Below are 21,179 nucleotides of genomic sequence, written 5' to 3'. Positions count from 1 at the left end.
TGCTCCGTTACTATCGCGATGAAAAGCGGTGAAGCTACAGGGGTAGAGAAACACCCGAGACAGAACAAAAGACACAAGAAAACAGAAGAGTAAGACAGGCTTGCACAGTGGAAGGGAAAAACGGCAGGGAAAAAGAGCCTGAACCGGTACAAACGAAACCGTGAGGTCCAAGGGATAGGCGGCGAACAGCAGACGTATCAAGGTCTACGTCCGCCGCGTTTTACATCAGAGCTCTTCACATCAGAGCTCTTCACATCAGAGCTCAGGGCCGATATGCGCCCTCGATATCAGTGATACGCACGGCCTTGCGTCCCATGCCATCGTTGACGTCCAGCATGCGTTCCAGCCAGGCGTAAACCGGATCCGCATTGGAGACCAGGTCCGCGGTCGAGACAGTGCGGGCCCACATGAAATTCGCAAAGAGCAGGTAGTCGGCGCCAGCCGGGGCATCGCCATCCACGAAATCGCTGCCAGAGAGCTGGCCCCGCAGTGGTTCCAGGGCGGAATCCAGCTGGCTCAAGCCCTTCGCCGGCGAATGGAACTGCTCAAGCGTCATGCCCAGGCGCTTTTCCCGGGTACTGCGAAAATAGTCGCGATCCTTGGGGTGAATCGCATTCATCAGATCCATCACGATGGTGCGCAGAATCGGCAGCTGCAGGGACCGTTCGCTGTAATGCTTGAAAAAGCGTGCTCGCGCCTGGCCCATCGAGTCGCCCAGCAAGGAAGGTGCCTCAGGGTAGGCACGATCAAGGTACTGCATGATCTCGAAGCTGTCGGTGATGACGTTATCGCCGTCCACCATCACGGGCACCTTGTCGTGATGGGAGAACTCAAGCGCCTCCTTCTCGGTGAAACACCAGGGGCGCGTCTCCAGCTCAAGGCCCTTATGCGCTACCGCAAGCTTGGCCCGCCAGCAAAACGGAGAGAAGCGCAGCGCCTCATCGATGCCACACAGGTCATACATCACCAGTGCCATGCCAAATACCCCATTTCAACAAAGTGTCCGCTGATAGTGCCATCCTCCACCACCGTCGCCAACGCTTGCGATGCAGGAATATCGACATTTTGCTGTCCATTAGTCTAACAATCTTGCCCGTTCGACAGCGGGAACAGGCTGAGCTGAAGACTCTAAACTATTGTAAATAAATGCTTAACTCGTTAAATCCAAAAACAACTCAGCATTCTCATTTTGGTCTGACCAATATCCCAGAGCTAGATCAACGTCGTGAGTCAGCTTATCGTGCCGCCTTGTCCGAACCTTAGGTCGAGATGCGACCGGCACGTCATACAACGGCAATTACAAACAAGGACACGACAAGAGACCCCAACACCATGACCGATACCTCCCTAGCGTTGATCGCCTTCATACCGCTCGTCCTGGCAGGCATTCTGCTGATTGGACTGCGCATGGCTGCCAAGATCGCCATGCCTATCGTCTTCGTGGTCACCGCATTGATCGCTCTGCTGGCCTGGGACATGACCTTTACCCGGGTCATGGCTTCCACCCTGCAGGGGTTGATCCTGACCGTAGCGATCCTGTGGATCATCTTTGGCGCCATCTTGTTGCTCAATACGCTGAAGCACTCGGGTGGCATTGCCGCCATCCGCAACGGTTTTTCCGGCATCAGCCCTGACCGCAGGGTCCAGGCCATCATCGTGGCCTGGCTGTTTGGCTGCTTTATCGAAGGTGCCTCGGGTTTTGGCACTCCAGCAGCGGTCGCCGCCCCACTGATGGTCGCCCTGGGCTTCCCGGCACTTGCCGCGGTCGTCGTCGGCATGATGATCCAGTCCACACCGGTGTCCTTCGGTGCTGTCGGCACCCCGATCGTGGTGGGCGTGGCCGGAGGCCTGGACAAGGCAGGCATCACTGCCTCGCTGGAGGCTGGCGGTGCCACCTGGCTGGAGTACTTCCGTTTGATCGCCGGTGAAGTGGCGCTGGTCCATGCCGTGGTGGGCATCCTGATGCCGCTGTTCATGGTCAGCGTGATGGTGCGCTTCTTCGGCGCCAACCGTTCGTGGAAGGAAGGCCTGGCCATTGCGCCTTTTGCCATCTTCGCCGGCGTTGCCTTCGTCGTGCCCTACGCCCTGGCGGGTGTCTTCCTGGGACCGGAGTTTCCTTCGATGATCGGCGCCATGGTGGGTCTGGCCATCGTCGTGCCTGCCGCTCGCCGCGGCTTCCTGATGCCTAAGGAGAACTGGGACTTTCCCGACGCGGACAGCTGGCCCAAGCACTGGATCGGCAAGCTCAGCATCAAGGCCGATGATGTCGTGGGCCGAGCGCCGATGAGCACCTTCATGGGCTGGCTCCCTTACGTACTGCTGGCGGTGCTGCTGGTACTGTCGCGTACGGTAGATCCGTTCAAGCAGGCCCTGACCTCCATCAGCGTCGGCTTCAGCGATATTCTGGGCGAAGCTGGCATCTCCGGCAGCCTGCAGCCGCTGTACCTGCCGGGGGGCATCCTGTTGATGGTGGTCCTGTTGACCGCCCTGCTGCATCGCATGAACGGCAGCCAGCTCAAGGCGGCCTTCGGGGAATCCACCCGCACCTTGCTGGGAGCAGGTTTCGTGCTGGTATTCACCATTCCGATGGTGCGTATTCTCATCAACTCAGGCGTCAACGGCGCGGATCTGGCCTCCATGCCCGTCGCCATGGCCACCGCCGTGGCTGATGGTGTGGGCGGAATCTATCCGCTGTTCGCACCGGCCGTCGGTGCCCTTGGCGCCTTTATTGCCGGCTCCAACACCGTCTCCAACCTGATGCTGGCCGACTTCCAGTTCAACGTGGCCCAACAGCTCGGTGTCTCCACTGCGCTTATGGTCGCGCTGCAGGCTGTGGGTGCTGCTGCCGGTAACATGATCGCCATCCACAACGTGGTCGCAGCTTCTGCAACGGTGGGCTTGCTGGGCCGTGAAGGCATCACGATTCGCAAGACCATTCTGCCGACGATCTACTATGTACTCGCGGCAGGCCTGATCGGACTCGTGGCCATGCAAGTGGTCGGGATCAGTGATCCATTGATGGGACTTGCCGGGTAATCCCGTCACGCTCGACACGTCGCGCAACGAGGGCGTCACCACCGGTGGCGCCCTTTTTGGTTGCCCTGCCAGGCGACTTGTCTCAAGGGTCAAAACAGGCGTTGCACAGGCGTTCAAGGGCTGCCGCGAACTCTTGAAGGCCTGCAAGGTGGCTCGCCACTGCCTACCTATCGCCCAAGGCGATGCCTCCATAGCGCCAAGCCGGGCGCCCCTCTCAGCACAATTTGAATACTACTGTGCTGATATGGCGATCAGGCTCAGGGCCACCTAGAGTGACATCAAGGCAGGTAGTTAGCGCCGTGCCAGTTCTATAGCACCGCACAGATAATAGAGGAAGGCTTTCACCAAGGTCGCCGGGAATGACGGCCCATCCGGGAATGACGACCAATAAAGAAAGGCGAGACCGCGCCGCAGCCTCGCATCAAGGGACGACTCAGGACACCCTCGCCGATGGGGCGAAACCGTCCAGCGAGTCCACCACGCTGACAAGGAGACTTATCATGTCCTACTTTCTGTTCGCCCTGATCACCGTGATTGCTGCCATCATTATCACCCAGGCAGCACGCCCTACCGATGCCGCGCTGGTCCGCACCAAGATCCCCGTACCACCAAGGGCCCGGCGCTCCCATCGGCCCGCCAGGCGACGCTCCTGAGCGAAACAGCGGGAAGCTGGCCAGCACGCGTTCGCCCGTGCTGAAAGCAGCAGGCACTTGCCCTGGAGGCACACGGCCAGACAGTTTGTCTCCAAGGGGCGCCTCCTCGGCCAACCTGGCCTGAGGAGGCGCCGTCCAGGCGCTGGCTGCAAGCGCTAGCCAATCCTGGCTAGCCGCGTGCGATGCAGCCTGGCTTTCTCGACATAGCCCTGGGCATTGTCCTTCAGTGCAGCAATCGCCTTGTCATTGAGCTCACGGATGACTCTCGCCGGTGCACCTACAACCAGACTGTTGTCGGGAATTTCGGCGCCTTCCTTGACCAGGGCACCCGCACCGATCAGGCAATTCTTGCCGATCACCGCGCCATTGAGCACCACCGCCTGGATGCCGATCAGCGTCCCCTCTCCCACGGTGCAGCCATGCAACATGGCCTGATGCCCCACCGTCACGCCTGGTCCCACGACCAGCGGATAGCCGGGATCCGCATGCAGTACGGCACCATCCTGAATATTGCTGCCCTGTTGAATCTCGAGTGATTCGGTATCGCCCCTCAATACGGCCTGATACCACACGCTGGCGTCTTCGTGCAGCTTGACCTGGCCGATGACCTCGGCACTTTCGGCGACGAACACGCTGCGATGGATATGAGGGGAATGGTTACCCAGACGATAGATGGCCATGGCCCGCTCCTGACGTCGTTGTCCTTGTGGATGGGTGGCGATGAGCGTCCACCCTGACTATATAGTGGACGCTGTTTCCAAACTCTGCCTACTCCGTTGTCGACTCCTGGGCGAGGGAGGCAAAGTAGCCGGAGATTTCTGTCGCCACACGGCGCACGTCCGACTCAGAGATCCCGAGGTGCGTGACCAGACGCGTGCGGGGCCTGACGGCGACAAGAATGCCTCGCTCGGCCAGATATCCTTCCAGCGCCGCGCAATGGGGGGCCGGCACATCCATGAACACCATGTTGGTCGCTTGTCCGAAAACGCCGATACCGGGGACCGCCGCCAGCCACTCCGCCAGTTGGCGCGCGTGGCGATGGTCGTCAGCCAGCCGCTCCACATGGTGATGCAGGGCATGGCGACAGGCGGCGGCGAGCAGGCCCGACTGGCGCATGCCGCCGCCAAGCGTCTTGCGCCAACGCCGAGCCGAGTCAATGAAGCGCTCACCTCCCAGCAGCAGTGACCCTACCGGAGCACCAAGGCCCTTCGAAAAGCACAGGGATACCGAGTCAAAACCTGAACACAGCTCCGCCAACGACTTCCCGGTGGCAACGCTGGCATTGAACAGCCGAGCACCATCGAGGTGACAGGCAAGACCTCTGTCCGCCGCAAGCCCGGTGACGGCCGCCACATAGTCCTGGGGCAAGACTCGGCCTTGAAAGGTATTTTCCAGGGCGATCAGGCGCGTGCGCGCGTGATGGATATCATCGCCCTTGATGGCCGCCGCAATGTCATCCAGGGCGATACGCCCATCAGGCTGCTGGGCCAGCGGCTGCGGCTGAATGCCTCCCAGGACGGCGGCACCGCCCCCCTCATCGCGGTAAATGTGCGAGGCCTGCCCGGCAATGACTTCGTCTCCTCGCCCGCAGTGCACCAACATCGCGGTGAGGTTGCTCTGGGTGCCAGAGGGGAAGAACGCCGCAGCCGCAAAGCCGGCGCGATCGGCCACCTCCGACTCGAAGGCAGTGACGCTAGGGTCATCCCCCCACACATCATCACCCACCGGCGCAATCGCCATGGCATCGCGCATGGCATCGGTGGGCTGCGTCACGGTATCACTACGTAGATCGATCATGGCGTTATCCCCGCATTGGCTGCTCGTGTGCTCGAGTATGCCAGCCCGGCTGCGCTGTGAGCACTGTCATCACCGCCACGCGCTGCTTCATCTCAGTGCCTCGGCCAGGACCACGGCCACGTGGCGAGCCTCCCGTGCGGCGCCATCGCGAATCTGGTGACGACAGCTGGTACCGTCAGCCACGATCAACGCCTCCTCGTCCTCTCGCACGGCGGGCAGCAGCGATAGCTCCGCCATCTGCATGGAGGCGTCGAAATGCTCGCGTTCGTAGCCAAAGCTGCCGGCCATGCCACAGCACGATGACTGGATGGTGTTGACCTCAAGGCCGGGAATCCACGACAGCACCGTCTGCACCGGCGTCAGCGCGCCAAAGGCTTTCTGATGACAGTGTCCATGCAGCAGCGCACGCGGCGTGGCTAACGGCCCCAGTGCCAGATTCAGGCGCCCGGCATCCTGCTCCCGCACCAGAAACTCCTCGAATAGATAGCTGGAGGCTGCCAGACGCTTGGCCGCCTCACCAAAGCCAAATCCCAGGAACTCGTCCCGCAGCGTGAGCAGACACGATGGTTCGAGCCCGACGATGGCGACGCCTCGTTCGACGTAAGGCGCCAGCGCCTCCAAGGTTCGCCTGGCTTCCTGCTTGGCGCGCTCCACCTGGCCGCTGGCGAGATAGGTTCGACCACAGCACAGCGGTCGGCGATCAGGCCCCCTGGCCAGCGTCACCTGGTAGCCCGCTGCTTGCAGCACCCGATGAGCCGCCACCGCATTGTCGGCTTCCATGTAGTTGTTGAAGGTATCCACAAACAGCACCACTTCGCCGCTCGTGGCACCCTCACCCGCCGCCATGTCCGCCGTGTGTCCGACCATGTCGTCCAGGTAGTCCGACGTCACTCTGGGCAGGGCACGCTCCTGCGCCAGGCCAAGAGCACGCTTGAGCGGGTTGGCAACCCACGACACCTGCTCGATGGCGGCCACCAGTGGAGCCAGGCGCTTCAGCATGGGCGCTCGTCTGGGCAGGTCACCGATCAACCGCTCGCGTAGGCCGATCCCGTGCTGCGCCACCCGGGCGGCACGTGCCTCTATCTTGATCCTGGCCATGTCGACACCGGTAGGACAGTCGCGCTTGCAGCCCTTGCACGAGACACACAGGTCGAGCGCTTCCTTGACCTCATCGCTGGCCAGGCCGTCGCGACCGAGCTGGCCGGACAGCACCAGGCGCAGGGTATTGGCACGCCCGCGGGTCAGGTGTTTTTCATCTCGAGTGATGCGATAGCTGGGACACATAGTGCCAGCGTCAAACTTGCGGCAATGGCCGTTGTTGTTGCACATCTCTACCGCACTGGCGAGCCCTCCCGTGCGGTCGCTTCCAGTGCCGGGTGCCGTCTGCTCGCCGTTCATGGGGTCCCGTTCAACGTTCCACGGAGACCAGTCGAGTACCGGCGTCACCTCGATGCGCTGGTAGTCCGGGGGAAACCGGAACAGACGAGAGTCGTCCATCTTCGGGGTATCGACGATCTTGCCGGGGTTAAGCAGGTTCGACGGATCGAACAGTCCCTTGACCTCACGAAAGGCGTCGTTGAGTGTCTCGCCAAACTGCCAGGCCACCCATTCGCCGCGACAGATGCCGTCGCCGTGTTCCCCGGAGTAGGCCCCCTTGTAGGCCTTGACCAGGGCCGATGCCTCCTCGGCGATGGCCCGCATCTTCTCGGCCCCGTCACGACGCATGTCGAGAATGGGACGGACATGCAGCGCACCGACACTGGCGTGGGCATACCAGGTGCCCTCGGTGCCATGGCGATGGAATACCTCGGTGAGCTTGTCGGTGTACTCCGCCAGGTGCTCCAGCGGCACCGCACAGTCCTCGATAAAGGACACCGGCTTGCCGTCGCCCTTCATGCTCATCATGATGTTCAGCCCGGCCTTGCGCACGTCCCACAGTGCCTTCTGGGCGCTGGGCTCCGGCATGTCGACCACACAGTCCGGCAGACCCAGGTCGGCCATCAGCTCATTCAGCCGGGCCAGGTCCTTCAGCAGTTGCTCCCGGTCCTCACCGGCGAACTCCACCAGCAACACGGCTTCTGGCTTGCCGATCAGGGCTTTTTCAATGACAGGGCGAAATGCCGGGTTTTCCAGCGACAGCGAGATCATGGTGTGGTCCACCAGCTCCACCGCCGTCGGTGACAGGGTCACGATGTGCTGGGTCAGGTCCATGGCCTGATAGAAGGTGGGGAAGTTCACCACGCCCAGCACCTTGTGCTGGGGCAATGGTGACAGCTTCAGGGTCAGCCGTCGCGTCACCCCCAGGGTGCCCTCGGAGCCCACCAGCAGGTGCGCCAGATTGGCGTGTCCATCAGCCTCGTACGGCAGCGGGTTCTGGCAGTCGAACAGGTCCAGGTTGTAGCCCGCCACCCGCCTGAGCACCTTGGGGAAATGCTCGCGAATACGCTCACGCTCCCGCCGCGCAATCATCTCGACGCGCTCTGCCAGCATCGCCGCCCGAGAGCCGGCGACAAGCTCGTCAACTCGCCCGAAGTGCGCTTCTTCGCCATCGGCCAGCAGCACATCCATCGCCTGGACGTTGTGCACCATGTTGCCGTAATGAATCGAGCGCGAGCCGCAGGAGTTGTTGCCCGCCATGCCGCCCAGCGTGCACTGGGCGCTGGTCGATACATCGACCGGAAACCACAGGCCATGGGGCTTGAGCCAGGCGTTGAGATGATCAAGCACAATTCCCGGCTCCACCACGACAGTGCGGGCCTCCTTGTCGAAGGACACCACACCGTTGAGGTGACGGCTGACGTCGACCACCAGGGCCTCGCCTACGGTCTGGCCACACTGACTGGTCCCCCCGCCCCGGGCCAGCACCGGAATCCTCTCATCCCGCGCAATGTCGAGGGTCAGCGCGAGATCATCCTGATGACGCGGGATGACCACGCCTACCGGGGTGATCTGATAGATCGAGGCGTCGGTGGAATAACGACCGCGACTGGCGGCGTCGAACAGCACCTCCCCCTTCAACTCACGCGCAAGGCGCTCGGCAAAGCTCGGCAGAGGCTGGATGCGAGCGTTTCGGGGCGTGACAGTAGACGTCAACGAATTCATTACCCTCTCCTCAGCAACCTGGCTGGACCACCGGCGTCAACGCACGCCGGCGGGCGGATGGTGGTTCAATCGCGAGCCAGGCGGGCCACGTGTGGCGCCGGGTTCTCGGAGAAGTAGGCCATGGCGGCCTCGACGCCGCTGCCGGCGAGGCTCACCCCGGAGAGCTTCAGCCCCATCTCGCAGCCGGCCAGGGTCGCCATCAGCGTCAGGTCATTGCAGTCACCCAGATGGCCGATACGGAACATGCGTCCCTTGGCCTTGCCAAGCCCGGTGCCGAGCGACAGATCGAAGCGCTCGTAGATCAGCTTGCGCACGGCATCAGCGTCGACGCCCTCCGGCATCACCACGCCGGTCAGCACCGGCGAGTAGACCTCGGGGTCCTGGCACTGAATCTCGAGTCCCCAGGCGTTCACCGCCGCGCGCACCCCCGCTGCCCAGCGCTGATGACGGGCCAGAACGTTATCCAGCCCCTCGTCCAGCAGCATGTCGATGGCCTCGTTGAGGCCATAGAGCAGATTGGTATTGGGGGTATAGGGCCAGTAGCCGCCCTGATTGGCTTCAAGGATCTCGTCCCAGGCCCAGAAGCTCTTGGGCAGCCGCGATTCGCGACTGGCGGCCAGGGCCTTGTCGGAGATGGCGTTGAAGCTGATGCCCGGCGGCAGCATGAGTCCCTTCTGGGAGCCGGAGATCGTGACGTCGACCCCCCACTCATCGTGGCGATAGTCGGCGCTGGCAAGCCCCGAGATGGTATCGACCAGCAACAGCGCCGGGTGGCCGGCGGCATCGATCGCCCGGCGCACCGCGGCGATATCACTGGTCACACCGGTAGAGGTCTCGTTGTGCACCACGCAGACCGCCTTGAGCCGGTGCTCGGTGTCCTCTTTGAGGCGTGCCTCGATCATGTTGGCATCGACACCATGGCGCCAGCCCTCAGCGCCAGGCATACCGATAAACTCAGGCTCCAGCCCCAGGCGACGCGCCAGGCGCTGCCACAGCGAGGCAAAGTGCCCGGTCTCGAACATCAGCACCGGGTCTCCTGGTGACAGCGTGTTGGCCAGAGCCGCCTCCCAGGCCCCGGTGCCTGACGCCGGGTAGATCACTACCGGGCCATCGGTCTTGAAGATCTTGCCGACCTTGCCCAGCAATTCGCGCCCCAGCGCACCAAATTCGGGACCACGATGGTCGATGGTCGGCAGACTCATGGCACGCAGGATGCGATCCGGTACCGGCGAGGGGCCGGGAATCTGGAGGAAGTGACGTCCGCTGGGATGATAGTCGAGATTCAGCATGTAAGGCCTCCTGGCCAGGCGTCGCACTGGGCGACACCTGGATAGCTGTGAGGGCACCAAGAGCAAGCGCGCCCCTCTTGGAATAACTTGTAATAATGAATGCAATTTTTATGGCGACACCGCCCCACCGATTCGGCGACATGCCAGACACTAGCGGCCGATCGCGGAGGTGTCGGTGTCAGCGCACGGCGCCTTGCTGGCGCAGCGCGTCGATCTCGTCTGCTGCCAGCCCGATCTCCCCCAGCACCTCATCGGTGTGCTGGGCAAACAGCGGCGCCGGCTGGCGAATCGCCAACGGGGTCGCCGAGAACTTGCTGGGAAAGCCCAGGGTCTTCATTCGCCCCATGGTGGGATGATCGACTTCCAGCACCATCTCGCGGGCCAGGTAGTGTTCGTCGTGCATGGCCTGGTCGAAGTCGTTGATCGGCCCGGCCGGCACCCCGGCGGCGTCACAGCGTTCGAGCCAGTAGGCGCGATCCTGTTGCCCGAGAATGTCCTCGAGGATGGCTTCCAGTGTCTCGACGTTGGCGCCGCGATCGAGGTTGGTCGCGAAGCGCTCGTCGACCATCAGCTCGGGGCGCCCGATGACGTCTTCGCAGAAACGCTCCCAGGTCCGCTGGTTGGCGCAGCCGAGCATCATGTAACCATCGCGAACGCGCATGGCTTGATAAGGCGCCGACACCCGGTGCCGCCAGCCGGTTGCCTGCGGCACTCGGCCCTCGGAGAAGTAGGCGCCCGCCTCCCAGGTGAACCAGGGCAGGCCACACTCGGCAATGGCGATGTCCAGGTGCTGGCCTTCACCACTGCGCTGACGGTGGATATAGGCCGCCAGGATCGAGTAGATGGCGGTCAACCCGGCGCCGATATCGTAGACGGCGACCCCGGTCTTGAGCGGACGTCGACCTGGCTCCCCGGTCATCGACATCAGCCCGCTCATGCCCTGGGCCACCAGGTCGAAGCCGCCCTTGTGACGCGACGGGCCGGTCTGGCCATAGCCCGAGATCGAGCAGTAGATCAGTCCCGGGTTGATCGCCTTGAGGCTGTCGTAGTCGATCTTCAGGGACTGGGTGACGCCGGGTCGGTAGTTCTCGACCACCACGTCGGCTTCCTTGGCAAGGCGATAGAACACCTCGCGGCCCTTTTCTTCTTTCAGGTTGAGCGAAATGCTCTTCTTGTTGCGGTTGATCTGAGCAAAACAGGTCGATTCGTCCTCGACGTAGGGGCCCATCTGGCGGCTGTCGTCGCCGCCGTTGGCCTTCTCGACCTTGATCACCTCGGCGCCCATGTCACCCAGCACCATGGTGCAGTAGGGGCCGGCCATGATCTGCGAGACGTCGAGTACCTTGATCCCATCGAGTGGCAGCATTGTGAGTCTCCTTGCCTCAGGGCCTTAGTGACCCTGCCAGCGGAAGGGTGTCTTGTTGACGAACTTGTCGACCGCGGCCTTGAAGTCACGGCTGGTGTAGCAGGTAGAGATCCAGTCGTCGCTGGCGTCGAAGGCCGGGCGGCGCGCCTCGATCACCCGCTGGATCACCTCCTTGGCCGCCCGCACGGTCAAGGGAGCGCGCTCCTTGAACGCCTGCGCGCGCTCGACCACCGTCGTCTCGATGGCCTCGGCGTCGACGACCTCGCCTACCAGTCCCAGGGCCAGAGCCTCCTCGGCGCGTACCAGCTCACCCGCCATCAGGACCTGCTTGGCCCGGGCGATACCAGCGTGCTCGACCAGCCGCGAGACGTTGGTGATCGACAGGCAGTTGCCCAGGGTCCTGGCGATGGGAATGCCGAATTTGAGCGTTGGCGTGGCCAGGCGGAAATCACAGGCCAGGGCGATGGCGGCGCCACCGCCGACACAGAAGCCTTCCAGCAGCGCCAGCGTCGGCAGCGGCAGGTTCTCCACCCGCCCGACCACTCGGTCGATGCGACGCTCGTAGGCGATGGCATCCTCACCTTTGTCGAAGGTGGCGAACTGCTTGATGTCGGTGCCGGCGACAAAGGCTTCGCCGCCGGCGCCGCGCATCACCACCGCGACCAGCTCCGGATCGTTCTCGATGGTCTCGCAGTGAGCCTCGAGCTGGTCGTACATCGGCCAGGTCATGGCGTTGCGACTGGCGGTGCGATCGAAGGTCAGCCAGGCGACGCCGTCTTCACTGTGGTAGTGCACCTGGCCTTGATCGTTGTCGCTCATGTCATTGTTCTCCTTTAGGTGGTCGCGATCACACGCCGTAGATCAGGTTGACCAGCGCCAGGGCCACGGCGGGCACGTAGGTGTTGATCAGCAGGATCACGAACAGCACCGCCAGGAACCACAGGTTGGTGCGGGTGGTGGCCCAGATGTCGGCCTTGGCGATGGAGCAGGAAGCGATCAGCACGCTGGCTACCGGAGGCGTCTGCTGGCCGATGGCCAGGTTCAGCGTCACGATCAGGCCGAAGTGCAGCGGGTCGATGCCCACCGCGGTGACCAGCGGCAGCACGATGGGCACCACCAGGATGATCGCCGCCGCCGAGTGCAGGAAGATCCCCAGCACCAGGAAGATGACGTTCAGAAGCGCCAGTACCACGTACTTGTTGTCGGTCATCTCGGCGATGGAATTGGCCAGCTGCTGAGGAATCTGGGTCTCGGTGAGATACAGACCGACCACCGCCGAGGATGCCACCAGCAGCATCACCACCGCCGTCTGGACACCGGCATCGAGACAGGCTTTGTAGAAGATCTTGAGGCTGAACTCGCGATAGATCACCGCGCTGATGAAGATCGCCACCACCACCGCCAGCGCGGCGCCTTCTGTCGCGGTGACGATGCCGCCGAAGATGCCGCCGAGGATGATCACCGGAATCAGCAGCGCCCAGATGGCGCCCTTGAAGGCCTTCCAAAGCCGCGATGCCTGGAAGTTCTGCTCCGCCGGCAGGTTGTGACGACGCGCCAGGTAGTAGCACATGGCCGCCAGCCCCAGGGCGCCGAGCAGGCCCGGGAAGATACCGGCGACAAACATCTTGACCACCGACTCGCCGGACATGACCGCGTAGAGAATCATCGGGATCGAGGGCGGCAGGATGATCGCCAGACTCGCCGCCGAGGACGAGATGGCCGCGGCGAACTCCTTGGAGTAGCCCTTCTTGCGCATGGCCGGAATCAGGATCGAGCCGATCGCCGAGACACCGGCGACGGCAGAGCCCGAGATCTCGGCAAAGAAGATCGAGGCGCCGATGGTCACCATGGCGAGACCGCCCTTGATGAAGCCGACCATGGCAGACGCCAGATCGATCAACCGGCGCGAGATGCTGGAGGCGTTCATGATGGCGCCAGCCAGGATGAACAGCGGAATCGCGATCAGCGGGAATTTGGTGGCACCGTCGAACATCACCATGCCGACGTTGGGCAAGGCCAGGGTGCCGTAGCTGGCCACGGTGGCCAGGGCGCCGACAAGACCGAGGGCGATGGCCACCGGCACGTTGATCAGTATCAGCCCGATCAGGCCGAAGAACATGGACGCGATGATCATGGGGTTCTCCTCGGCATCTGACCTTCAGGCATGGCGGGCGGGTCATCGCTGCGCACGTCATCGGCCAGCACACCGGCCTCTTCGAGCTCGTGATCGACGAAGCCAGCTCCCTTGGCCGCCCGGATGACGTCGGGAAGCCTGAGCAGCTGGGCGAGAATGAACATGGCGGCACCAATCGGGATCACCGACTGGGTAAACTGCACCGAGATGCTGGGCAGGCTCACCAGCGTGGACCCCTCGAGGATCTGTACCACCTGAAAACCGGTAACGCCGAGCAGCACGAAGAAGCCGATGGTGATCGCCTCGGCGAGCAGCGCGATAGGCAGGCGAATGGATGGCGAGACCATGTTGATCACACTGGGACAGGCGATGTGGGCGCCCTTGAGGGCGGCCAGGGCGGCGCCGTAGTAGGTCAGCCAGGCCAGTCCGATGGAGGCGACCTCGTCGTACCAGCTGAAAGGGGAACCCAACAGACGTGACGCGAACCCGATGGTCACCACCAGGGTCAGCGCCAGCACATTGAGAAAGACGATGACCTCCAGAAGCTTCTGGTAGGCCGCAGAAATGGTGGTAAGCACAGAGCATCCCTCCGAAGGTGGATGCGGCCTCACCAAGGGTGGCAAGGCCGCAGTGGACAGGCGTTATTCGCGCAGTGCTTCCACCCGCGACAACAGTTCCTCACCCCCTTCCACCTCGGCGGCGAACTTCTCGTAGATACCGCGAGAGCCCTCGACGAAGGCGTCGGTGTCGACCTCGTTCACCTCCATCCCTTCTTCTTCCATGGTGCTGACCAGGCTTTCGTCCAGCGCGGCGCCCTGCTCCAGTGCGAAGGCCTCGACCTCTTCGGCGGTCTCGATCAGCACTTCACGGACATGCTCGGGCAGACGGGTCCAGCTGGCGCCGGCCAGCACATAGGCCGGCGAATAGACGTGATTGGACAGCGACAGGTAGTCCTGGACCTCCTGGAAGCGCTGGGAATAGATCTGTACCAGCGGGTTTTCCTGACCGTCCATGGCGCCGGTCTGCAGCGCAACAAAGGCCTCGGACAGCGCCATGGGCGCCGGCGATGCGCCGTAGCTCTTGAACATCTCGACCCGCCACACACCGTTGGGGGTACGCAGCTTGATGCCATCGAGATCCTCGGGGACCACGATTGGGCGGACGTTGTTGGTGATCTGACGGAAGCCGTTCTCCCAGATGCCGATAATGCGGTAGCGCTTGTCTTCGGCCACGGGGTAGAGCACATCGCGCAGCACCTCGTCGCGGACGCGGGCGAGGTGCTCCCGATCCTCAATCAGGTAGGGCATCTCGAACAGCGAGAATTCCGGCGCCACGCTGCTCATGATCGAGGACGGCAGCGACAGATCGATGGTGCCGAGCTTCAACTTGTTGAGCATCTGCTCGTCGGAACCCAGCTGGCTGGAGCCGTAGGTGACCACCTCGGCCTCGCCTTCCAGCCGCTCGTTGGCCAGTCGGGCAAATTCGTTGGCGGTCTTCTCGAACAGCGAACCTGGCCCACCCACATGGCCAAACTTGATCTGCACTTCGTCGGCCTGAGCGGTGCCGACGCCTAGCGCCAGCACGGAAGCGGCCAGTACGGTCTTCAGCAGTTTCATAACCCTCACTCCGAATTGTTGTTGTCCTGCATGGTCTGGCGGAGGGCGCGGGATAACGCCCCGGAGGATGGCGCATCGGGAGCTGGCGTGCTCCTGTCACGCCTGCTTCAACCGGCGTAGTCGGGGCAAACTCTCGATGGACCACTGGAAGAATGGATACATAATTCAAAATTAGGTATTATACTTTTGTCTTTGCCTAACTCGGCTTTATCGAAAAAAATTAAATAAATATCAATTGCTTAAAGATTTCTTGGACTAGACCAAGGGTGCCATGGCACCGGCCGCCAAGCGGAAGATGCCGAAGAGACAAGCCGAAGAGGCCGGCAAAACAAGCGGATAAAAAGACAAGCGGATAAGGCGGGAAGCAAACAGCAGAGTGGGGAACAGGAAAAAAGACAGATACAGAGAGAAAAGGAAGATAAACCCAAGAATCGACGGGAACACGGGAAAGGGGCGCACTTCTTCCACAGAAGGCGGCTCTTTCACCGTAATTCCACTGTGACAGGTCGTCCGGGACGAGCCCGCTCAGGACGCCGAGTCGTCTCCTGGTTGCAGGCCTGCCTGCCAGCCTTGCGCACGAATCCCCGCTATCGCCGCCGCCTGATCCTCAGCGGACGATGCACCGCTGACGCCCACGGCACCGACAATGCGCTGCTCCTCATCGAGTATCAGCACGCCGCCGGCCACGGGCACGAAGCGTCCCTGTGCCGCGTCCGCCACGGACGCCAGAAAGGCAGGCCGTTGAGCGTTACGCTCTCCGGTGACACCGCTGGCTACGCCGACCCCGAGGGCGGCATAGGCCTTGCCATTGGCCACCGCCCAGCGTAGCGGACTACAGCCGTCTTCACGCTCACCGACCACCAGCTGGCCGCCGCCATCCAGCACCACCGCCGTCAGCGGAGGCATTTGCTGTTGTCGGGCATGTTCGAATGCTGCATCCAGAATGCCTCGCGCCAACTGCCGCGGAATCTGAACCTGTGCAAGAAATACGTTCCCAGCCATCATCCCTCCATCACATCATGTGTTGTATGGAACCTCTGCCAGCACCTGTCGCACTCGCTTTCTTTGAATAATGAATTCATAATACCGAAAACGGTGGCCGTCAACTGCGGTATCCTGCATGACATCCAGCACACGCCACCGGCTATCGCCTGCTGACACCCTTCACCGACCTTTTGATCCAGGGACTCGAGACATGGAAAAGATTCAGCCGCGCAGCCTCTACCTGGAAGTCGCCGACCGGGTACGCGACCTGATCGAGCAAGGCAGTCTGCTTCCCGGCGAGAAGATTGCCGAAAAGGAGCTGTGCGAGAGTTTTGGCGTATCACGCACCCCGCTGCGCGAAGCGCTCAAGGTGTTGACGTCGGAGGGGTTGGTCGAGAACCTGCCCAATCGCGGTTCACGAGTCGTCAGGCTGACTCGCCAGGGGGTCAAGAACACCTACGATGTTATGGGTGCCCTTGAAGGACTGTCCGGCGAACTGGCCTGCCAACATCTCAGTGATGAGGATGTCGAGCAGATTCGCGCGCTGCATCAACGCATGTTGAATCACTATCGCAACGGGGAGCTAGCCCCCTACTTCGAGGTCAACCAGCAGATTCATGAGCGCATCCTGGCTGCATCGAACAATGATGTGCTTATCGAGATGTACAACAACTTGAGCCAGCGGGTAAAACGCATTCGTTATAGCGTCGAAATGGGACAAGCCAACTGGGCCAAGGCAGTCGCCGACCACGAGGCCATGCTGGAAGCCATCGATGCACGGGATGGCAAGCGCCTGGGCGACATCCTCAGGGCCCACCTGGGCCACAAGCTGGAAGTGGCAACCGTCAGCGGCATCATCGACGAAGAATAGGGGTTCCGGGACGGCGTGGAAAGGTGTCTGCCGTCGTCTCGGCACTTAGGAAACGCTAAATAAATGTTTCGAGCGATGACAGGTCGGTAGCTGCCGGAGCGCAAAGACCGGAGTTTAGGAAGCGCTGAATAAATCAGCCGAGCGGCATGAGGCGCCAGGCGCCCGCAGCGCAGAACCCGGAGCCTATGGGGTATAGGTGAGGAGTTCGAGCAGCGCGTAACGCAGCGAATCGGCGGCGTAGGCATTTATGCAGTGTTTCCTTTACATGCGGTTAAATGAGGATCTTGAGCACCGCCAGCAGCCGAGATGTCGAGCGCAGTAGTTTATGCAGTGTTTCCCTTACCACTCTTCCAGCCGCATGGCCGAGCGCTCCAGGCGCTGATCCTCTGCCTCGATCTCCCGCAGCATGTCACCGATGGTAGACAGATGCTCCAGCGCCACTCGGCGCGCCAGCTGCGGCTTGCCTTCCACCACCGCCCGGTGTAGACGGGCGTGCTGGCGATTGATCATGTCTCGTGCATCCGGCCGATGATAGAGGTGCTTCACCGAGGCAAACACTGAACTCAGCAGCAGGTCGGTCAGGCTTTGCAGCGTGTGCGCCAGCACTGGGTTGTGCGACGCCTGACAGATCGCCAGATGGAAGGCGTGATCGAGACGCGCCAGACGCTCGACTTCAATGTCCTGGGTCCCACTCACGTAGTCCGCCATCTCCCGGTAGCGCCGGGTGATCAACACCCTGTCCGAGGCGGTCCCGCGACTGGCGGCCAGACTGGCCGACTCCCCTTCCAGCAAGGCTCGCACTTCAAGCAGGTCATACAGGGTTCTGGGGTGCTCGCGAAACAGGTGCATCAAGGGGCTGGCGTGGGGGGCTTCCACCAGCGGGGCGACCTCGGACCCCCTTCCCTGCCGGGTCACGATCACGCCCTTGCTGCGCAGCGTGCCCAGCGCCTCGCGCAACGACGAGCGCCCAACCCCCAGCCGCTCGCACAGGCGGCGTTCAGAGGGCAACAACTGCCCTGGCCGAAAGACACCATCCAGAATCAGCGTCTCAAGTTTTGCGGCGATCGCCGCCGAGGTGTTGCTCGGTGCGAGTCGCTCGTCCCGGTCCCACATATCCGCGTAGCCCCTCACCTCTGTCCCATGTGTCGTCCGCCGGTCAGTCGTTTGCCGATCTGATCATGGACGGAAGAGAAGCGCCAGCGCTACAACAACTGGTCAGACCAGCAAACCAACTGGTGGACAGCAGGACCAATAGCACGCAGATTGTAGTGCAGACAATAACCATCAAGTACGCACGACCGTGCTAGCTGAGGCGAACAAGCATCATGAACATCCTCTACGACGAACGCCTGGACGGCGCCCTGCCGCGCCGCGACAGGCAGGAAGTCCTGGCGGAGCTTTCTCGCGTTGCCCCTGATCTTACCCTGTTGCACCGTGAGGAAGACCTGCGCCCCTTCGAATGTGACGGCCTTTCGGCCTACCGCGTCCTGCCCATGCTGGTGGCCCTGCCCGAGCGCCTGGACCAGGTCGAGGCCCTGCTCAAGCAATGCCGCGCGCTCGGCGTACCGGTGGTGACCCGCGGCGCTGGCACAGGCCTGTCCGGCGGCGCCCTGCCGCTGGAGCAAGGGGTGCTGCTGGTCATGTCACGCTTCAACCGCATCCTCGACATCGATGCCGACGCTCGCGTCGCGCGTGTGCAACCGGGGGTGCGCAACCTGGCCATCTCGGAAGCGGCCTCGCCCTTTGGGCTTTACTACGCGCCGGACCCCTCCTCCCAGATTGCCTGCTCCATTGGCGGCAATGTCGCCGAGAACGCGGGCGGTGTGCACTGCCTCAAGTACGGCCTCACGGTACACAATGTGCTGAAGCTCGAGGTGATGACCATCGAAGGCGAGCGCATGACGATCGGTTCCGAGGCGCTCGACAGCCCAGGCTTCGACCTGCTGGCGCTGATGATGGGCTCCGAGGGCATGCTCGGCGTGGTCACCGAGATCACGGTCAAGCTGCTGCCGAAACCCGAAACCGCCAAGGTGCTGATGGCCAGTTTCGACGACGTCGAAAAGGCGGGTGCCGCCGTGGGCGATATCATCGCTGCCGGCATCATCCCTGGCGGCCTAGAGATGATGGACAACCTGGCCATACGCGCCGCCGAGGACTTCATCCGAGCCGGCTACCCGGTGGATGCCGAGGCGATCCTGCTGTGCGAGCTCGACGGCGTCGAGGCCGACGTCGACGACGATATCGAGACCGTGCGCGGTGTTCTCGCCAAGGCGGGTGCCAGTGATGTCCAGCTGGCCCGCGACGAAACCGAGCGAGCCAAGTTCTGGGCAGGTCGCAAGAACGCGTTTCCCGCCGTCGGGCGCATGTCGCCGGACTACTACTGCATGGATGGCACCATCCCCAGGCGTGAGCTTCCGCGAGTGCTCAAGGGCATCAGCGACCTGTCGCAGCAATATGGCCTGAAGGTGGCCAACGTGTTTCATGCCGGCGACGGCAATATGCATCCGCTGATTCTGTTCGACGCCAATCGTGAAGGAGAGCTGGCCACCGCCGAGGCACTGGGCGGCAAGATTCTTGAGCTGTGCGTGGAAGCGGGCGGATCGATCACCGGCGAGCATGGGGTAGGCCGCGAGAAGATCAACCAGATGTGCGCCCAGTTCGACAGCCTGGAAATCTCTACCTTCCATGCGGTCAAGGCAGCCTTCGACCCCGACGGTCTGCTCAACCCTGGCAAGAACATCCCGACCCTGGCGCGTTGTGCCGAGTTCGGAGCGATGCACGTGCACAACAACGAGCTACCGCATCCAGAGCTGCCCAGGTTCTAGCCATGACAGCTACACGACCGTCACGGCGCTGGCCCGCTGTGCCCGATCAAGGTTCAGAGCGATGCACGTACACAACAACGAGCTACCGCATCCAGAGCTGCCCAGGTTCTAGCCATGACAGCTACGCGACCGTCACGGCGCTGGCCCGCTGTGCCCGATCAAGGTTCAGAGCGATGCACGTGCACAACAACGAGCTACCGCATCCAGAGCTGCCCAGGTTCTAGCCATGCTACCGCATCCAGAGCTGCCTCGGTTCTCGTGAACCGGTCATCGCCGTATAGCGCGACTGCACGGATGTTTGTTTCTCTTTTGCCGGAATGCAGGTACCCGCATGTCCAACAACGATGTTTTCTGTTCTGCTGCCGACGGCCTTCCCGCCCTGTCTGAGGCCGTTGCAGCGGCCAGCAGCGCTCATCCCATCCGTATCGAAGGTGGCGGCACCAAGTCCTTCTATGGCCGCCCCGTGGAAGGTACGCCGGTATCCACCCGCGAACACCGCGGCATCACCAGCTACGATCCGGTCGAACTGATTGTCTCGGTGCGCGCCGGCACCCCGATCGCCGAACTGGAAGATGCACTTGCCGACCAGGGCCAGATGCTGCCCTTCGAGCCACCTCACTTCGGCAGCAACGCCACCGTGGGTGGCACCATCGCCACCGGGCTGTCCGGCCCACGCCGTCCCTGGGCAGGCTCGGTGCGCGATTTTGTGCTGGGCCTGCGGGTGCTCGACCACCAGGGGCGTGAGCAGCGCTTCGGCGGTGAAGTCATGAAGAACGTGGCCGGCTACGACCTGTCACGCCTGATGGTCGGCGCCCAGGGCACGTTGGGGCTGATTACCGAAGTGACGCTCAAGGTGCTGCCGAAGGCCACCGCCAGCGCCAGCCTGCGTCTTGAGATGAGCCAGCAAGATGCGCTGCAGCGCCTGGCAGAGTGGGGCCGCAAGCCACTGCCGCTGAGTGCAGCCGCCTGGCACGCTGGCGCCCTGCACGTGCGCCTGGAGGGCGGTGAGAGTTCGGTGAAGGCGACCGCCAGCATGATCGGTGGCGACACGCTGGAGCCAGGCTTCTGGAGCGAACTCAAGGAGCTGTCACTGCCCTTTTTTGCGGCCTCGGACGCGCCGCTATGGCGGATCAGTCTGCCGACCAACAGCGCCATGCTCAAGCTCGACGGGGTTGCCCCGGATACCCTGCTGCTCGACTGGGGCGGCAACCAACGCTGGCTGAAAGGCGCGGTCGATGCCCATGAACTACGCGCCGTTGTCCAGCGCGCTGGAGGGCATGCCAGCTGTTTCACACCGGGCGCTGCCGAGCCCTTTACCCCGCTCTCCCCAGTGGTCGCCAAGTACCACGAGCAGGTAAAGCGCCAACTCGACCCCGACGCCATCTTCAATCCGCGTCGGCTGTATCCGGACTGGTAATGCGCCCCTGGCGCGCCAAGCGATTGCCACAGGCGACCCGTTTCACCGCAAGACTGCAGTGACGCTGCAAGCCTTGACCACGACTAGCG

General features: G+C 62.6%; 18 protein-coding genes. 5 read left to right on the top strand and 13 right to left on the bottom strand.

Going from position 1 to position 21,179, the window contains the following annotated elements; all coding sequences use genetic code 11:
- Positions 1 to 262: 262 nt before the first annotated feature.
- The gene (locus KUV45_RS12865) at positions 263 to 976 is read right to left on the bottom strand and encodes a glutathione S-transferase N-terminal domain-containing protein (RefSeq protein WP_206939863.1); all 714 of its coding nucleotides are present in this window, start codon (positions 974 to 976) and stop codon (positions 263 to 265) included.
- 356 nt (positions 977 to 1,332) lie between these two features.
- Between KUV45_RS12865 and KUV45_RS12860 the strand changes: the two genes are divergently transcribed.
- Together KUV45_RS12860 and KUV45_RS12855 are read left to right on the top strand one after the other, a co-directional pair.
- On the top strand, positions 1,333 to 3,036 hold the full coding sequence (locus tag KUV45_RS12860; protein ID WP_206939865.1) for an L-lactate permease: 1,704 nt from the start codon (positions 1,333 to 1,335) through the stop codon (positions 3,034 to 3,036).
- A gap of 500 nt (positions 3,037 to 3,536) precedes the next feature.
- The gene (locus tag KUV45_RS12855) at positions 3,537 to 3,689 is read left to right on the top strand and encodes a hypothetical protein (RefSeq protein WP_206939867.1); all 153 of its coding nucleotides are present in this window, start codon (positions 3,537 to 3,539) and stop codon (positions 3,687 to 3,689) included.
- A 155-nt stretch (positions 3,690 to 3,844) separates the two neighbouring features.
- On the opposite strand, the gene KUV45_RS12850 is transcribed toward KUV45_RS12855, so the two are convergent.
- The 11 genes from KUV45_RS12850 to KUV45_RS12800 all read right to left on the bottom strand — a co-directional run bounded on the left by KUV45_RS12850 (position 3,845) and on the right by KUV45_RS12800 (position 15,995).
- On the bottom strand, positions 3,845 to 4,369 hold the full coding sequence (locus KUV45_RS12850; RefSeq protein WP_206939869.1) for a gamma carbonic anhydrase family protein: 525 nt from the start codon (positions 4,367 to 4,369) through the stop codon (positions 3,845 to 3,847).
- Between the two features lie 88 nt (positions 4,370 to 4,457).
- Positions 4,458 to 5,486 (bottom strand): low-specificity L-threonine aldolase, encoded by a 1,029-nt coding sequence (ltaE, locus tag KUV45_RS12845; RefSeq protein ID WP_206939871.1) that lies wholly within the window; start codon positions 5,484 to 5,486, stop codon positions 4,458 to 4,460.
- 87 nt (positions 5,487 to 5,573) lie between these two features.
- The gene (locus tag KUV45_RS12840; protein WP_222161717.1) at positions 5,574 to 8,588 is read right to left on the bottom strand and encodes an FAD-binding and (Fe-S)-binding domain-containing protein; all 3,015 of its coding nucleotides are present in this window, start codon (positions 8,586 to 8,588) and stop codon (positions 5,574 to 5,576) included.
- A 65-nt stretch (positions 8,589 to 8,653) separates the two neighbouring features.
- A complete protein-coding gene (locus KUV45_RS12835) occupies positions 8,654 to 9,877 on the bottom strand; it encodes an alanine--glyoxylate aminotransferase family protein (protein ID WP_222161716.1) in 1,224 nt (407 codons plus the stop codon).
- A gap of 178 nt (positions 9,878 to 10,055) precedes the next feature.
- Positions 10,056 to 11,243, bottom strand: coding sequence for a CaiB/BaiF CoA-transferase family protein (locus KUV45_RS12830; protein WP_222161715.1), 1,188 nt, complete (start codon positions 11,241 to 11,243; stop codon positions 10,056 to 10,058).
- A 24-nt stretch (positions 11,244 to 11,267) separates the two neighbouring features.
- Complete coding sequence (locus KUV45_RS12825; protein ID WP_222161714.1) at positions 11,268 to 12,062, bottom strand: enoyl-CoA hydratase/isomerase family protein; 795 nt, start codon at positions 12,060 to 12,062, stop codon at positions 11,268 to 11,270.
- Between the two features lie 28 nt (positions 12,063 to 12,090).
- Positions 12,091 to 13,377: a TRAP transporter large permease gene (locus KUV45_RS12820; protein ID WP_206939881.1), complete on the bottom strand. Its 1,287-nt coding sequence runs from the start codon at positions 13,375 to 13,377 to the stop codon at positions 12,091 to 12,093.
- The gene (locus KUV45_RS12815; protein WP_206939883.1) at positions 13,374 to 13,955 is read right to left on the bottom strand and encodes a TRAP transporter small permease; all 582 of its coding nucleotides are present in this window, start codon (positions 13,953 to 13,955) and stop codon (positions 13,374 to 13,376) included. The genes KUV45_RS12820 and KUV45_RS12815 overlap by 4 nt, the downstream gene beginning before the upstream one ends.
- A gap of 63 nt (positions 13,956 to 14,018) precedes the next feature.
- Positions 14,019 to 14,993: a TRAP transporter substrate-binding protein gene (locus KUV45_RS12810; RefSeq protein WP_206939885.1), complete on the bottom strand. Its 975-nt coding sequence runs from the start codon at positions 14,991 to 14,993 to the stop codon at positions 14,019 to 14,021.
- Positions 14,994 to 15,248: 255 nt separating this feature from the next.
- Positions 15,249 to 15,479, bottom strand: coding sequence for a hypothetical protein (locus KUV45_RS12805; protein ID WP_222161713.1), 231 nt, complete (start codon positions 15,477 to 15,479; stop codon positions 15,249 to 15,251).
- A 39-nt stretch (positions 15,480 to 15,518) separates the two neighbouring features.
- Complete coding sequence (locus KUV45_RS12800; protein ID WP_222161712.1) at positions 15,519 to 15,995, bottom strand: heme-binding protein; 477 nt, start codon at positions 15,993 to 15,995, stop codon at positions 15,519 to 15,521.
- A 193-nt stretch (positions 15,996 to 16,188) separates the two neighbouring features.
- On the opposite strand from KUV45_RS12800, the gene KUV45_RS12795 reads away from it, so the two are divergent.
- Positions 16,189 to 16,848, top strand: a complete 660-nt coding sequence (locus KUV45_RS12795; protein ID WP_206939889.1) for a GntR family transcriptional regulator — start codon at positions 16,189 to 16,191, stop codon at positions 16,846 to 16,848.
- Between the two features lie 339 nt (positions 16,849 to 17,187).
- Here the strand turns inward: KUV45_RS12795 and glcC are convergent, their stop codons facing one another.
- Complete coding sequence (glcC, locus tag KUV45_RS12790; protein WP_206939891.1) at positions 17,188 to 17,961, bottom strand: transcriptional regulator GlcC; 774 nt, start codon at positions 17,959 to 17,961, stop codon at positions 17,188 to 17,190.
- A 212-nt stretch (positions 17,962 to 18,173) separates the two neighbouring features.
- On the opposite strand from glcC, the gene glcD reads away from it, so the two are divergent.
- Positions 18,174 to 19,673, top strand: coding sequence for a glycolate oxidase subunit GlcD (glcD, locus tag KUV45_RS12785; RefSeq protein WP_222161711.1), 1,500 nt, complete (start codon positions 18,174 to 18,176; stop codon positions 19,671 to 19,673).
- 331 nt (positions 19,674 to 20,004) lie between these two features.
- Positions 20,005 to 21,090, top strand: coding sequence for a glycolate oxidase subunit GlcE (glcE, locus tag KUV45_RS12780; RefSeq protein ID WP_222161710.1), 1,086 nt, complete (start codon positions 20,005 to 20,007; stop codon positions 21,088 to 21,090).
- The last annotated feature ends 89 nt before the right edge of the window (positions 21,091 to 21,179 follow it).

The organism is Halomonas sp. DP3Y7-2 (assembly GCF_019800795.1).
Lineage (GTDB): Bacteria > Pseudomonadota > Gammaproteobacteria > Pseudomonadales > Halomonadaceae > Halomonas > Halomonas litopenaei_A.
Note: the sequence above shows the minus strand (reverse complement) of the source record. Positions and strands in the feature narration are given on the sequence as shown.

Bases quoted from the DNA above. Each gene is read 5' to 3' on its own strand.
- KUV45_RS12865 (WP_206939863.1), bottom strand. From the start codon at position 976: ATGGCACTGGTGATGTATGACCTGTGTGGCATCGATGAGGCGCTGCGC.
- KUV45_RS12860 (WP_206939865.1), top strand. From the start codon at position 1,333: ATGACCGATACCTCCCTAGCGTTGATCGCCTTCATACCGCTCGTCCTG.
- KUV45_RS12855 (WP_206939867.1), top strand. From the start codon at position 3,537: ATGTCCTACTTTCTGTTCGCCCTGATCACCGTGATTGCTGCCATCATT.
- KUV45_RS12850 (WP_206939869.1), bottom strand. From the start codon at position 4,369: ATGGCCATCTATCGTCTGGGTAACCATTCCCCTCATATCCATCGCAGC.
- ltaE (WP_206939871.1), bottom strand. From the start codon at position 5,486: ATGATCGATCTACGTAGTGATACCGTGACGCAGCCCACCGATGCCATG.
- KUV45_RS12840 (WP_222161717.1), bottom strand. From the start codon at position 8,588: ATGAATTCGTTGACGTCTACTGTCACGCCCCGAAACGCTCGCATCCAG.
- KUV45_RS12835 (WP_222161716.1), bottom strand. From the start codon at position 9,877: ATGCTGAATCTCGACTATCATCCCAGCGGACGTCACTTCCTCCAGATT.
- KUV45_RS12830 (WP_222161715.1), bottom strand. From the start codon at position 11,243: ATGCTGCCACTCGATGGGATCAAGGTACTCGACGTCTCGCAGATCATG.
- KUV45_RS12825 (WP_222161714.1), bottom strand. From the start codon at position 12,062: ATGAGCGACAACGATCAAGGCCAGGTGCACTACCACAGTGAAGACGGC.
- KUV45_RS12820 (WP_206939881.1), bottom strand. From the start codon at position 13,377: ATGATCATCGCGTCCATGTTCTTCGGCCTGATCGGGCTGATACTGATC.
- KUV45_RS12810 (WP_206939885.1), bottom strand. From the start codon at position 14,993: ATGAAACTGCTGAAGACCGTACTGGCCGCTTCCGTGCTGGCGCTAGGC.
- KUV45_RS12800 (WP_222161712.1), bottom strand. From the start codon at position 15,995: ATGGCTGGGAACGTATTTCTTGCACAGGTTCAGATTCCGCGGCAGTTG.
- KUV45_RS12795 (WP_206939889.1), top strand. From the start codon at position 16,189: ATGGAAAAGATTCAGCCGCGCAGCCTCTACCTGGAAGTCGCCGACCGG.
- glcC (WP_206939891.1), bottom strand. From the start codon at position 17,961: ATGTGGGACCGGGACGAGCGACTCGCACCGAGCAACACCTCGGCGGCG.
- glcD (WP_222161711.1), top strand. From the start codon at position 18,174: ATGAACATCCTCTACGACGAACGCCTGGACGGCGCCCTGCCGCGCCGC.
- glcE (WP_222161710.1), top strand. From the start codon at position 20,005: ATGTCCAACAACGATGTTTTCTGTTCTGCTGCCGACGGCCTTCCCGCC.